Annotated in this window: 12 protein-coding genes; 5 read left to right on the top strand and 7 right to left on the bottom strand. The window is 49.5% G+C overall.

Annotated elements, in window-relative coordinates; genetic code table 11:
• Positions 1-103: 103 nt before the first annotated feature.
• Entirely contained in the window at positions 104-493 is a 390-nt protein-coding gene (locus DY231_RS09430; protein WP_172588666.1) for a winged helix-turn-helix domain-containing protein, read from the bottom strand.
• A 615-nt stretch (positions 494-1,108) separates the two neighbouring features.
• Here DY231_RS09430 and DY231_RS09425 point away from each other — a divergent pair.
• From DY231_RS09425 to DY231_RS09405, 5 genes are all read left to right on the top strand, one after another.
• Positions 1,109-2,038: a LysR family transcriptional regulator gene (locus tag DY231_RS09425; RefSeq protein ID WP_115628131.1), complete on the top strand. Its 930-nt coding sequence runs from the start codon at positions 1,109-1,111 to the stop codon at positions 2,036-2,038.
• A 551-nt stretch (positions 2,039-2,589) separates the two neighbouring features.
• Entirely contained in the window at positions 2,590-3,156 is a 567-nt protein-coding gene (locus tag DY231_RS09420; RefSeq protein ID WP_115628130.1) for a fimbrial protein, read from the top strand.
• Positions 3,157-3,466: 310 nt separating this feature from the next.
• Positions 3,467-3,991, top strand: coding sequence for a fimbrial biogenesis chaperone (locus tag DY231_RS09415; RefSeq protein ID WP_305954888.1), 525 nt, complete (start codon positions 3,467-3,469; stop codon positions 3,989-3,991).
• A gap of 20 nt (positions 3,992-4,011) precedes the next feature.
• Complete coding sequence (locus DY231_RS09410) at positions 4,012-6,582, top strand: fimbria/pilus outer membrane usher protein (RefSeq protein ID WP_115628129.1); 2,571 nt, start codon at positions 4,012-4,014, stop codon at positions 6,580-6,582.
• Complete coding sequence (locus tag DY231_RS09405; RefSeq protein WP_115628128.1) at positions 6,563-7,738, top strand: fimbrial protein; 1,176 nt, start codon at positions 6,563-6,565, stop codon at positions 7,736-7,738. Before DY231_RS09410 ends, DY231_RS09405 begins: the two co-directional genes overlap by 20 nt.
• Positions 7,739-7,786: 48 nt before the next feature.
• Here DY231_RS09405 and cheZ read toward each other — a convergent pair whose 3' ends face one another.
• Genes cheZ through tar form a run of 6 tightly spaced genes read right to left on the bottom strand, consistent with a single transcriptional unit; the run spans position 7,787 to position 14,089 of the window.
• A complete protein-coding gene (cheZ, locus tag DY231_RS09400) occupies positions 7,787-8,431 on the bottom strand; it encodes a protein phosphatase CheZ (protein WP_115628127.1) in 645 nt (214 codons plus the stop codon).
• A 10-nt stretch (positions 8,432-8,441) separates the two neighbouring features.
• Positions 8,442-8,831, bottom strand: a complete 390-nt coding sequence (gene cheY, locus DY231_RS09395; protein ID WP_034496057.1) for a chemotaxis response regulator CheY — start codon at positions 8,829-8,831, stop codon at positions 8,442-8,444.
• Between the two features lie 17 nt (positions 8,832-8,848).
• Positions 8,849-9,898: a protein-glutamate methylesterase/protein-glutamine glutaminase gene (locus DY231_RS09390; protein WP_115628126.1), complete on the bottom strand. Its 1,050-nt coding sequence runs from the start codon at positions 9,896-9,898 to the stop codon at positions 8,849-8,851.
• Complete coding sequence (gene cheR, locus DY231_RS09385) at positions 9,895-10,761, bottom strand: protein-glutamate O-methyltransferase CheR (protein ID WP_034496061.1); 867 nt, start codon at positions 10,759-10,761, stop codon at positions 9,895-9,897. Before cheR ends, DY231_RS09390 begins: the two co-directional genes overlap by 4 nt.
• 19 nt (positions 10,762-10,780) lie before the next feature.
• A complete protein-coding gene (locus DY231_RS09380; protein ID WP_115628125.1) occupies positions 10,781-12,385 on the bottom strand; it encodes a methyl-accepting chemotaxis protein in 1,605 nt (534 codons plus the stop codon).
• Between the two features lie 42 nt (positions 12,386-12,427).
• Positions 12,428-14,089 carry a methyl-accepting chemotaxis protein II gene (tar, locus tag DY231_RS09375; protein ID WP_115628124.1) on the bottom strand — a complete coding sequence of 554 codons (1,662 nt, stop codon included), beginning with the start codon at positions 14,087-14,089 and terminating at the stop codon, positions 12,428-12,430.
• Between the last annotated feature and the right edge of the window lie 43 nt (positions 14,090-14,132).

Genomic DNA, 14,132 nt, shown 5'->3' with positions numbered 1-14,132 from the left:
AAAAGTGGATAGTGCAATAAATTTATTATTTCTGATTTTGATAAGCGCTCAATTTTTCTATCTAACTTATACCTTTTTGATATCCTTTATCATTTCATTTCCTTTATCCACCTACATACAATGCCTGCAGCCGTTTAGCATGGATTCGGTAGTACGCCCCTTTTTCACTTGTTATAAAATCTTCTCCCAACCCAACCTGGGAGAGATGAATTTTTAAATCTTTGAGAGTAGCCCAGAGAATTTGACTCGAGGACTTTAGATTTCGGTTATCCCACACTGCTTTTAATATATCGTCTCGCCTCACAGGATGCTCTTTGCCATTAGCCAGTAAATAGGCTAACAACACCATTTGTAACTCTTTTATGGATATCACACTCACATTCAGCGCGTAGGATCTCTTTTCATCATCAAGAAAAAGTTTAATGATTCTACGGCGACGGATATCCACCTGGATATTGTCATTGATCAAAAACCCAAAAGTATCTTTATACATGTTAAACGCCCTAACTATCTTAATTGTCAATTTAAGGCTCTCTTCAAACTTCATGTAGTCTATATAAAGCCAAAAAAGCCGTAATCCTCCACGTAAAACTGATAGCAATTGTTATAGCTACGTTAAAATCAGTTTTAAATTCTACATAAAAATATTAAAAAGAGATAAATATCGCACAGCGATCAGTTTTCGATTCTTTAACTCCGAGGCCATCACAAAGCCATATCAACACAAAATTTTGTTTTAATAACAAAATCAGATAAATGCACCGATAAAAAACTTAAGTTATTAATATTAATAGAAAAACAAAAACCATAAAACATGGGTGGATTTGTCTTATTTAGGACTTACAACTGAACCGCTTTGTGATGAAGTTTGCATTTATCCCCGATTGTTAAACATTTGTTTACAATACTCTGTCTGACCACTTCCTGGTGGCTTTCCAGTTCATGTTTTAAATTAGCCAACATTCATCTTTAAAGGTGCCTTATTAGGTGCCTGGTAATTGAACCATGGATGAGCTCATAGTAAAAATCACTGAACAGAAATACATTCACGTAATAAATCATTGAGCTAGACTTATAGTCTTTATCTATAGATGAAGAGAAGGACGCAATGCCTAAACAGGAAGAAGGAAAATTTGATTATAATTTAATACATTACCTGGTCACTATCGTCGAAACGAGCAGTATGGTGAGTGCAGCAGAAGTGTTGGGGGTTGCGCCTTCAGTCGTCAGTTACGCGGTAAAAAAACTGCGTGATCATTATGGAGACCCTCTTTTTATTCGTTCGCTCAATGGTGTGAAACCCACTTCGCTGGCGCTGAATCTTTATCAGAAATTCACGTTGATCAATAACGACATTATTGAAGCGATTAATCTCAAGCAATTACAAGGTACTGCGACGCGCAAAATTTTCATCCAAACAGAATCCTTAACCGAGCTATGGGTTAGCGAGAAACTGTTGGAAAGCGGTATCGTGCCGGGTGAGTGTACGGTGGAGTTCTGCAGCCCAGGTCCAACTAACGAGCAACGGAGTAATAGAATACGCAGTCGAGAAGTGGACCTGGATATCGGGTTTACGATTCAGGGAGATAGCAACATTGTCGGGACAACACTTTACTCGTTTGAATACGTCATTATATGCCGCCAGCAGCACAAAACCGTAGGCGACAGTATCACCCTGGAACAGTTCACTCAGGAAAAGTACCTCGGCTTTAGTCCGCGCCATTCAGATACGCAGTTAAAAAATGACTTTAGCCGCGTGGTAAGTTCGCGAGTTCTTGCCCCTGAAATCCGTAGTGAAAGCGCAGTCAATTTGCTTTTGGCCACGCTATCAAGAGATTTACTCCTGATTATTCCTAAACAATATTCCTCATTCATTCGATCTCTCCTACCATTCAGAGAGGTCAAGTGTGATTTCTTCCAACAAAGCAATCTCTATTTCAACGCGCACATCCATAAACAAAATAGGGATGATGAGTTGCTAAACAGAATAGTCACCATTTTGAGAGCACCGACAATAACGAATGAGAACATTTTTTGAGAAACAGCATGAAAATAATTACATTAGTAATCAGCACATTAAAGATACATTCATGCGTAACTGTACGGTGTTAATGAAATCATTATTAAATCCTTAAGCCTCCGCCAGGAGGCTCCATGCTACGGGAGATTTATGGAGAACCCCTGCGCAATGGAGCTATTATATATAGAATCAATACTTATTCCGCGTACAAGTAACATTCGAAGTCGATACATTATTAATACCCACCCCGTCAGATATATTTAAATTATCGATCTTTAACAAAGAAATGATCACCCCGATGAATATTATTCATCAAAACAAAATGTGCATCCTATTTCAAACCTAACCGAAAAAAGACTGTTACCGCTTCACTGATTATATATACTACGCGCTGCACACCCAGCCTGTATTAACGAAATTCCTATGGGTGGTTATTGTATTAATGGTTCATAGCCGTACATTGACGCACATGATTTTTACTTCGAAAATGAAATTATCTTAAATCATAGTATTTATTGCAGAAATGAATTTTCTTGCATTGCAGTATCCTCACACATGGAGATTTCAATATGTTGTTAAGGGATTTTGTATTACTCACAGCACTAGTTGCTGTCTCTGCAAGTAGTGCGTATGCCGCCGAAATGAACGCTGGGGTTGTTCATTTCACGGGCGAAATTATCGAACCTAGCTGTACCATCAAAGGTGATACAGGTACGACTAATAATGTTCCTTTAGGCACGTACCCTACTTCATTGTTTGCCAAAGTGAGTGATGAATCCGATCTCGTACCGTTTAGTATTGAGCTTATCAATTGCCCTGTGACTTCCGCCGGCTTACCCAATATACACCTTACCTTTGAAGGACCTACAGCTTTAACCAAGAGTGATAATTTACTGGATGTAAGCTCCGCAGGTGCCACCGCAGCTACCAATGTGGGTATTGCAGTTAGCCTGAAAGGTAGCACCACATTGCTGAAAATGGATGGAACCGATGAGACGAGTATTGCGTTAGCGCTTCCATCTCTTGCAACCGACAGCATTATTGCGGATTTCAATGCGCGTTATAAAGCCTTTGCGATTCCTGTGACCGCAGGCCCTGCAGATGCGGATATGACGGTGAATATTTTGTATCGATAGCGTGAATATATTTTTTAGGAGCTGACTATTTCCATCGCTAATAACGGGAAATAACCCTCTTATTCTGAACCCGTAAAACACCAGTCTCCCCACTGGTGTTTTATGTCATTTTAGCATTATTAAAAAATATGAAAGGACTCCTATGCGCAGCATTTTTCTCACAGGTTGTCTTATTATCTTATCTGCATCTTTTATGCCCCAGGGTCATGCGAGTGGCATCCAAATAGGTCGTACAAGAATTATTTATGATGCAAATAAAAGAGAAGTGGCTTTATCGTTAGCGAATACTGAAAAATCATCCCCCTAGTTGGTGCAATCCTGGACAGATACTGGTGATGGAAAAACACGTGGTCCCTTTATTGTTACCCCGCCTTTATTCCGGCTTGATGCACAAAAAGAACAAAGCTTGCGTATTTCGTGGACTGGTGCGGCAGTGGCTGAGGATCGTGAATCACTCTTCTATCTCAATGTCCGCACCATTCCGGCAACACCAAAAGATGACGAAGAAAAAAACATCCTAAAACTGATTTTCAAAACCCGTTTGAAACTCTTTTTTCGTCCTAAAAACCTCGATGGCACACCCGCAGAAGCCTGTAAAAACCTTCAATTTCAACGTCACGGCAGCGCAATTTCTATAACCAACAATGCGGCATTTTACGTTGTCTTTGACTCCTTATTGCTGGGGTCTACACCCGTACCAAAAGCCGATATGGTAGCCCCGAAAAGCACCGTTCAAATTGAAATCCCCTCCACGGCAGCGGCAAGGAACGTCAACTGGCACTGCATTACTGATTACGGTAATGCCTCGGAGAAGTTTGAAGCCAGATCTCAATAACCCATGGATGACGCAAAAAAATGTCAAATCACGCCAACAGCATTTTTCCTTTTTCCTCATGGAGGCTAAACGCATTTTTACGGTGTATCACCGGGGTATATCTCCTGTCCTCCCACACGGCTACTGCGGGCGAATACACTTTTAATGCGTCAGAATTGGAGGGGGATCCCAGCCTATATCAGGATGTTGATTTATCGCTCTTTTCAAATACGAAAGCGCAGCTCCCCGGCACCTATCAAACCATTACGATAATGAATAAACAGCGCCTGAGCACAGGAAACATCGCCTTTACCAATGCCGCTGATGGTTCACTGCAACCCCAGCTTACGCCCACGATGCTGCGCAAATGGGGAATCAGAGTGGACGCTTTCCCTGAGCTGGCCGCATCACCGCCCGATACTCCCCTGGCTAAACCAATCGGTGATTATATCCCCGCCGCCACCACAGAGTTCGACTTCAACAAACTCACTTTAAACATCAGTATGCCGCAAATTGCCGTTTTTCAGGCGAACCAGGGCAGCGTTGACCCCGCATTGTGGGACGACGGTGTTCCAGTTTTGTTTTCGGATTATGCCTTTGCAGCGTCGCAATCCGAGGGTAGCGACGACTCGACGACAAAGAATCAGTATCTGAATTTACGCAGCGGTTTAAACGTTGGAGGTTGGCGATTACGCAATTATTCAACATGGAATAGAGATGAAGACCAGCAGAGCTGGGAAGCGCTGCAAACATTTATCCAGCACGATGTTCAGGCATTGAAATCTCAATTTACCGCAGGCGAAAGCAACACCCGTGGAGATGTTTTTGACAGCCTGCAATACCGCGGCGTCAACCTGGCCTCAGATGATGAGATGCTCCCCTTTAACCAGCGAGGTTTTGCCCCGGTAATACGCGGTATTGCCAACAGCAATGCTGAAGTGTCCGTGCGACAAAATGGCTATCTGATTTATCGGGCAAACGTCGCTCCGGGTGCCTTCGCCCTCACCGATATTAACTCAACCTCCAATAGCGGCGATCTTGAAATCACCATTAAAGAAGCGGATGGCACCGAACATCGATTCACACAACCTTATGCCAGCGTCCCTTTAATGCAACGACCTGGCCAGACTAAATATGAAATCACAGCAGGGAAATATCGCGCGCAGGGTGACGAGGACTATGCCAATGAGCCTGGGTTTGTGCAAGGCAGTGCGGTTTACGGCCTGAACAACAACTTTACGATCTATGGTGGTCTGCTGGGTTCGCCTGATTACTGGTCGGTGGTTTCGGGGCTGGGTATGGCGTTGGGGTATTTTGGGTCGCTTTCCGCCGACGCGACCTGGGCCGATGCGCAACTCGACAGCGGTAAAAAAAGTGATGGTCAATCCTGGCGGCTGATGTACAGCAAAAACATTGAAACCACTGACACCAACTTCAGCGTCGCCAGTTATCGATATTCGACCAGCGGTTTCTATAACTTTGCCGATGCAAACCAAAAATACGATGGTAAAGAAGATGATTGGTCATTTAATTACAACAAGCGCAGCCGCATTCAGCTCAACATCAACCAGAACATTTTGAACTGTAGTTTGTATATCAATGGCTATCAACAAGACTACTGGGGAACTAATAACAAAGAACGCAGCATCTCTGCCGGGTTTAGTTCGGTAGTCAGTGGGATTAGCTGGCATCTGAACTACAGCTACAGCAAGCTCAACGATAACGAAGATGACCGCATGATAGCCTTTGGTTTTAGTGTGCCTTTAGGTCGCTGGCTATCGAACAGTTGGGCAACCTATAACATCAGTAATAGCCGCGATGGCAGCACTAACCAAACACTCGGGTTAAGCGGCTCCATGCTCGATGATCAACGACTCAATTATTCGCTCCAGCAAAGCCGAACGAATCACGATGGTACTGATAACAGTAGCGTTTATGCCACGTATCGCTCGCAATATGCCAACCTGAATGCGGGATATTATTACGCAACAGATAACAGCAGCCAGTTGAGTTACGGCATCAGCGGAGCATTGGTTGCGCACCCTGCTGGAATCACCCTGTCGCAACCCCTTGGCGACGAGTTCGCCATCATTGATGCTAACGGCGCATCCGGCGTTCGTTTTCAAAACCAACGCGGCGTGCAAACGGACTGGTTTGGTAACGCGATTATTCCTTCATTAAGTGCGTACCAGGAAAATCGCATCGGCGTTGATACCACCACCCTGCCTGATGATGTTGAAACCAACGAGACGGCAATCACTTTAGTCCCTACCCGCAACGCCGCCGTCATAGCGCATATCGATGCCCGCAAAGGCTATCGAACGCTGGTCACATTGACCCGCGAAAATTCTAAATTAGTCCCGTTCGGTGCCATGGCCAGCATTCAAAACCCAGCGCAAAGCGGCATTGTTGATGAAAACGGGGTGGTCTACCTCGCGGGGATTACTGGCAACACTGACATCGCCGCAAAATGGGGCGAAAAACCGGATCAGCAGTGCAATGCCACCCTGATCCTTCCCGAATCCCCCTCCCAAACGGACAACCCTGCTGGGTTACTTGAATTGCGTGCAACCTGCAACAAGGAGCAGCCCGATGTTGCCCAACATCATTAATTTTTGCCGACATACACTGAAGACTGGCAACCTGCTTTGCTGCGCATTGTTATTAGGGAACGTCAATGCCTCGGCTGACGTACTGCAAAACTGTTTCAGCGGCCCGGCCTCTTACAGCATTGATTATCAGCAGGAGCTATCCGCCGGGATAAACAAAACCGGGGAAGAGTTTTCCTCAAATCCAGGCCATCTTGTGGGCAACGGCCCTGTCATCACAGCAAGTTGTGAATGCCCAACCAGCCTCGAACCTGATACAGAAATAAAAGAGCTTACGGCAGTGGGAAGCCCACTGAGCGCTGGCCATAGCAGCAGTTACGGTTTCCTAACCAGTAATATTGATATCAGCGTGCAAGGTTACACCGACGCGATTAACTCTCCTGACGGCTCGGGATTAACGTCAATTGTCATCAACAATTATCCCACGCAAATGGCAAGCATGAATTCGCGTGTACAAAACTGGTCAATCTACGAGCAGTCTGAATCCGTTTGCAGCGATTCATCCAGCCCGGTAAGCCCACCTAACATGATTAAAAGGCAGTTCAAATGGAACGTCATTGCCGCTAAGTTTTACATCAAGAAAGCCATTTTGGGGGAGGAGATCATTCCCTCTACCCTCGTGGCTCAATACTACTCCTGCCTCTCGTTTGGCCGCAGCGGCAGTTGTAAAGCTGCAACAACTCAGCTGGTTTCTAACGTCTATCTCAGCGGTAAACTTACAGCGCCGTTAAGCTGCACGATTAATGCGGGACACACGATTGAGATTGAACTGGGTGTCGTAGTCAGTTCCAACTTCACGACACCCGGTGCACCCCCGAAAGGCTATAGCTTGCGGGATGTGGACATTTCTTATCATTGCGATAACCCTGTAGAAAGCACCTCCGGCAAAATTAAACTGACGTTAACAGCCGATCAAGGCGTGAGCGATCCGCAGGGAATGATTGCAAAGATGATTGGTCGCGACGACCTTGGGGTTCGGTTGTATGACGAAAACGATCGGGACGTGGTGTTGGATGGTTCGTTCGATTTCCCCGTTATGCTGGATACCGACGGAAATGGCAGCATAAAACTCAAAGCCGCACCAGTTAGCACAACGTCTACGCGCCCTGCTGCGGGCAAATATGAAGGGAATGTCACGGTAAAAATGGATATTCGTTAAGGACAATTATCATCGTGCAGGGAAAGCCTCCCCGCACGATGTTCACACTTAAAATCCTAAGCTATCCAGCAAATCGTCAACCTGATCCTGGCTTGCTACAACTCCAGCCGCGCTGGAGTTCATTTGCGGACCGTTGAGCAGGCTGTCGGCTGGGCGTTTCGCACGGGCGTCCAGTTCCGGCATGTTTTCCATCAACACCATCAATAATTGGCGTTCAATTTCCTGGATAACATCCATCATGCGCTTGATAACCTGGCCGGTTAAATCCTGGAAGTCCTGCGCCATCATGATTTCCAGAAGCTGGGCGTTGGTGAAACTGGTGTGCGACGGTACGCCAGACAAATAGCTGCGTGTATCGGTCACCAGTTCACGAGCGTCACCCAGCTCGATGGGATTTTCAAACCAGGCATCCCAGCGGCCATTCAGGGCTTTGGCTTCTGACTCCAGTTTATTCTGGTGCGGTTGCGCCAGCTCCACGCAGTTCAGCGCACGCTCGGCGGCCTGCGCGGTCATCTGCACCACGTAATCCAGGCGATCACGCGCATCGGGAATGGCTTCCGCCGCTTCGGCAATCGCTTGATCCAGGCCCAGCTCACGCAAGCTGTCACGCAGCATACGGGTCAGGCTGCCTATCCGGACGATAATATCGCCGGTTGAATGTAACTCTGACGCGGGATTAGTCGATGAGTGCATGAGCCTCTCCTTACATGCCGAGCTTTTCGAAGATTTTGTTTAATTTCTCTTCCAGGGTCGCGGCAGTAAACGGTTTAACGACATAACCACTCGCCCCCGCCTGCGCTGCGGCAATAATGTTTTCTTTCTTCGCTTCCGCCGTCACCATCAGCACCGGCATCGCTGCCATGCCACCATCGGCACGAATGGTTTTCAGCAATTCCAGACCATCCATGTTCGGCATGTTCCAGTCGGAAATCACAAAACCAAAACCACCACCGTTGAGTTTGTTCAGCGCATCAACGCCATCTTCAGCCTCTTCAACGTTGTTGAAACCCAGCTCTTTTAGCAGGTTACGGACAATGCGACGCATGGTAGAGAAATCATCCACCACCAAAAATTTGAGTTCTTTATCTGCCATTTATAGAGTTCCTTCAGTTAAATACGTATTGCCTGTCCGGCACTAATCTTCATCAGCATCTGCTGACTAATCTGACTTAAATCGACCACTTCGCTGACGCCACCACTGTTAATGGCCTCGCGCGGCATGCCGAACACCACACAACTTGCTTCGTTTTGGGCGATGGTCCATGCCCCGGCTTTATGCATTGCCAGCATCCCCGCGGCACCGTCATTCCCCATTCCGGTGAGAATCACGCCCACGGCATTGCGCCCAGCGAATTTCGCGACGGAATGGAACAGCACATCCACAGCCGGGCGATGCCGGTTCACGGGCGGGCCATCATGAATCTTGATTTGGTAGTTCGCCCCGCTGCGGGCGAGCTCCATGTGTTTATCTCCGGGTGCGATGTACGCATGCCCTGGCAAGACGCGTTCGCCGTCTTCGGCTTCTTTCACCGCTATCTGGCACAGTTTATTGAGTCTGTCGGCAAACGAGCGTGTAAAACCTGGCGGCATATGCTGGGTGATGAGCACCGCCGGGCTTGAAAGCGGCAGCGGTTGCAGCACATGGCGAATCGCCTCGGTGCCACCGGTTGACGCCCCAATAGCTATCAATTTTTCTGAACTGAGCAGTGGCCCGGCTTTCAGTGCCATGGGGGCTGCAACTGGCGCACGCGCCGCCAGTTTCGCCTTCGCGGCAGTCCGCACTTTCTCCGCGATGGTTTCGCTGTACGCCAGCATTCCTTCGCGGATCCCCAACTGCGGTTTGGTGACAAAATCAATCGCGCCTAATTCCAGCGCGCGCAATGTCACCTCCGACCCTTTTCCGGTGAGCGATGACACCATCACCACGGGCATCGGGCGCAGGCGCATCAGTTTTTCGAGGAAATCCAGCCCGTCCATGCGTGGCATTTCCACATCGAGTGTCAGCACATCCGGGTTGAATTTCTTAATCAAATCACGTGCCACCAGCGGATCAGGCGCGGTTGCGACCATTTCCATGTCGTCGTGACTGTTAACGATCTCTGTCATGATCTGGCGCATCAGGGCGGAATCATCGACACAAAGCACGGTTATTTTTGTCATGACCTTTCCTTACTCAGTCCGTACACGGTCTGCCCACGCAGCAAAAATTCCCGGCTGAGGTTACTGAAGTTTTCCGAGTGCCCGGCAAACAGCAATCCGCCCGGTTTAAGCAGCGGCACGAAGCGCTGCAAAATTTGCTGTTGCGTCGCTTTATCAAAATAAATCATCACATTGCGACAAAAAATGGCGTCAAACGGCCCCGGAATCGGCGCTTGTTTGTCCAGCAGATTAATCGGCGCAAAATCCATGTGGCTCATCACATCGCTGCGCACCCGCACCAGCCCATCGTGTGGCCCGGTGCCGCGCATGAAATAGCGCTGCATTTGCAGCGGCGCCAGTGTTTTAAGCTCGTCCTGGCGGTAAATCCCGCTCTGGGCTTTTTCCAGCACCTGGGTGTCGATATCGCTGGCAAATACTTTCCAGCGCCCGGGTGCCATGCCTAACACATCAGCCAACGTGATGGCGATGGAATACGGCTCTTCCCCGGTCGATGCCGCCGCACTCCAGACTTTGTATTCGCCACTTCGTTTACGCGCATGTTCTGCGAGGATCGGAAAGTGATGACCTTCGCGAAAAAACGCCGTCAGGTTAGTGGTCAGGGAATTAATGAACGCCTGCCATTCGGCATTGCTGCCGTTAGCTTCCAGCATGCTCAGATAATGCCCAAAATCCTCCAGTCCTAGCGTGCGCAAACGGCGCACCAGGCGGTTGTAAACCATGTCGCGCTTGTGATCGGCCAGCACAATTCCTGCGCGCTGGTAAATCAACTGGCATATCCGACGAAAATGCGTGTCGGACAGCGGTAGACGCTGTGTCATCTGTAACATTAATGACGTTTGCCCGTTGGGCAGCGGTGATGTCATAGCGTCTTCTCAATTACTTTCAGGAGGTGACAAGCACCCCGTTGGTGACTAAATCTCTGGTGACGTCTTCACTGTCGACACTTTCCAGATTAAATACCGCGACCACGCCGCTCAGATGTTCGGCCTGGTTTGCCAACGCATCCGTCGCAGCAGCCGCTTCTTCGACCAGCGCGGCGTTCTGTTGTGTGACCTGATCCATTTGGCTGACGGCTTGCGCGACTTGTTCGATACCACGACGCTGTTCGTCAGACGCAGAAGCAATTTCACCCATAATGTCGTTAACCTGCGTCACCGAACGGACGATTTCCGCCATAGTGGTAGCCGCGGTATCAACCAGTTGCGAGCCTTGCTGCACGCGACTTACCGATTCTTCGATAAGCACTTTGATCTCTTTTGCCGCCTGCGCACTGCGTTGAGCCAGGTTACGCACTTCACCTGCCACCACCGCAAAACCGCGCCCTTGTTCACCGGCACGCGCCGCTTCAACCGCCGCGTTCAGCGCCAGGATGTTGGTCTGGAAAGCGATGCCGTCAATCACGCTGGTGATATCGCCGATTTTCTTCGAGCTTCCGGCGATGTCGTGCATGGTGCGGGCGACGTTGGCCGCCTGTTGTCCACCCTGCTGTGCGGTGTCTGCTGCGGTGCGTGAAAGCTGTGCAGCCTGACGGGCGTTGTCGGCGTTCTGGCTGACGGTTGCGGTTAACTGCTCCATGCTGGCGGCAGTTTCAGCAAGCGATGCGGCCTGTTGCTCGGTGCGCGAAGACAGATCGTTGTTGCCCGCGGCAATTTCGGCGATGCCGGTGTGCATCGCGCCGCTGCCCTCACGGACTTGCGCCACGGTCTGTTTAAGTTCCTGCTGCATGTTTTTCAGGCTGCGGAAAATCTCGGAGATTTCGTTGCGGCCGTACACGCTAATCGGACGGGCTAAATCCCCTGCGGCGATGTGCTCAAAGTGGCTGCGTACGATTTCCAGCGGCTGTACCAGCATCCTGCGCGACCAGAGAATCGAACCTATCAGCATCAGAATGGCAATCACCGTCACGCTGGCGAAAATAATCGCCGAGATTTGGTAGTTCAGTTTGCTGTCCGCACTCGACGCCGCCACGGTGTCATTAATGCTTTGCTGCCAGGCGTTAAAATAGGCGTCAAAAATATCCTGTGATTTCTGAATCGGCGCGCTGAGGAAATCAGAAAGCTGATTGCTTTCAAGCCAGGTCGCCTGATGCTGCAAGTCATCCCGATAAGCGGCGTAACTCTGCTTAGTCGATGCCACCATATCCTCACCTTCTTTATTTAAAGGCGGGATTTCCAGGAACTGGTTAAACAGCATGTCCGCTTGTTTCAGGCTGCCACGCGCATTCGCCATCAGACGTTTGATATCTTCTGGCGGATAACTGAGCGCGGTTAGCGTTCCAGCCCGGCTTAGAGCGGTGCTGGCCTGCAACAATGCCGCGCGACTTTGCGTCAGGGTGTCGCGCTGTTGGTTTCCGACTTCAACCATTTTTAGATTCTGAAAATCATCCCTGAATGCCCAGAAGGACAGTCCATTACTACCAATCTGCAAAACACCGCAGACGATCAAGATTAACAAAAGCGTGGTCGAAATTCGGATACGGTTGAACATCACAGCCCCTCTGCCGGCACGTCTGCCGGCGATTAAAGATTCTTAGAAAGTTTCCCAGTTATCGTCTTGCCCGCTCGTCGTTGCCCGGCTCGGCTTGAGCGTCGGCGCAGGCGTTGAGGGGGTATTGACTACAGGCGTCGCGGCAGATTCCGGGGTTAAACGGAAGGCGGCCACCAGTTGGCTTAACATGCTGGCTTGTTCTTCAAGTGCGGCGGCGGCAGAGGCAGATTCTTCCACCAGCGAGGCGTTTTGCTGGGTGACGCGGTCCATTTCTGAAACGGCCAGCGCCACCTGGTCGATACCCCGGCTTTGCTCGTCAGAAGCGGAAGCGATCTCCCCCATGATGTCGGTCACACGCGTCACCGCATTGACGATATCGCTCATGGTTTCCCCGGCGCTTTCTACCAGCACTGAACCGGTATCGACGCGGGAAACAGAATCTTCAATCAGCGATTTAATCTCTTTGGCGGCCTGCGCGCTGCGTTGCGCCAGGTTGCGAACTTCACCCGCGACGACCGCAAACCCACGCCCCTGTTCACCCGCACGAGCGGCTTCTACCGCAGCGTTCAGCGCCAGGATGTTGGTCTGGAAAGCGATGCCGTCAATCACGCCGGTGATATCAGCGATTTTCTTCGAGGAACCCGCAATGTCGTGCATGGTTTTCACTACGCCATCCACCACTTTGCCACCGCGCTGGGCGGTTTCGGAGGCGCTTAAGGCCAGCTGCGAAGCCTGACGGGCGTTTTCCGCGTTCTGCTTCACCGTGGCGGTGAGTTGTTCCATGCTGGCGGCCGTTTCTTCAAGCGATGCGGCCTGCTGTTCGGTGCGGGAAGAGAGATCGTTGTTTCCGGCGGCGATTTCGGTGGCACCGCTGTAAATCGCATCCGAACCGTCACGCACGCTACCCACGGTAATAATCAGCTCTTGCTGCATGTGGCGCACGCTGGAGGTCAGCTCGCTGATTTCGTTGCGCCCGGTTGAGACGATATTTGCTGTCAGATTGCCGTTGGCGATTTCGCGAATATGACCGATAACCACCGCCAGCGGTTGCAGCAGAATGCGGCGCATTCCAAACCACACCAGCACGATTACCGCGAACAGCGCCAGTGCGAGGCAGGCAATCTGCCACTTGGCAAAGTTATAGTCGTTAGCGCTGGCAATGTAGGATTGCTCGTACATGCGGTCATTGAGCGCAATGTAGTCGCTGTATTCTTTCTGAAGGGCGTTTTGCAGACTCTGTGTGGACTGCGCAAAATAGGCGTCCATGTTGCCGCTTTCCAGATACCCCACCAGTTCGCTCAGTGCCTGGTTATAGTTCTGGTAGTCGTCATCAATGCCTTGCACCAGCGCTTCCAGCTCCGGATTAATGGCGGGAATTTGTTTGAACGCGGCGTAATGTTTTTGCGCTTCAACGAGGGATTTTTTGGCGTTATTGAGCAATTCCGTTTTTGCTGCACTTTGCCCGTTGCTGGCATCCATCATCATGCGGGCCGCAGAGCGGCTCAGGTTGATGCGCGTTTGCAGCATCAACTCCCAGGTGTTTGCCAGTTCTGACTGCTGAACGCGTAACTCCCTGGAAACTTTAAAACTGTCGTTATTTTGTTTGAGTGAGTTAAAAAACATTCCGCCAGAGATGAGCTGGAGCAGCGCGAACGCCACCAGCACCATCATTAGCATGGTGACAACGCGAATACGGTTCAACATATAACACCCTTTTAATGATTTCTTATCGGTGTTATCGGCATGT

It is taken from the genome of Buttiauxella agrestis (assembly GCF_900446255.1).
Taxonomy (GTDB): Bacteria; Pseudomonadota; Gammaproteobacteria; order Enterobacterales; family Enterobacteriaceae; genus Buttiauxella; species Buttiauxella agrestis.
Note: the sequence above shows the minus strand (reverse complement) of the source record. Positions and strands in the feature narration are given on the sequence as shown.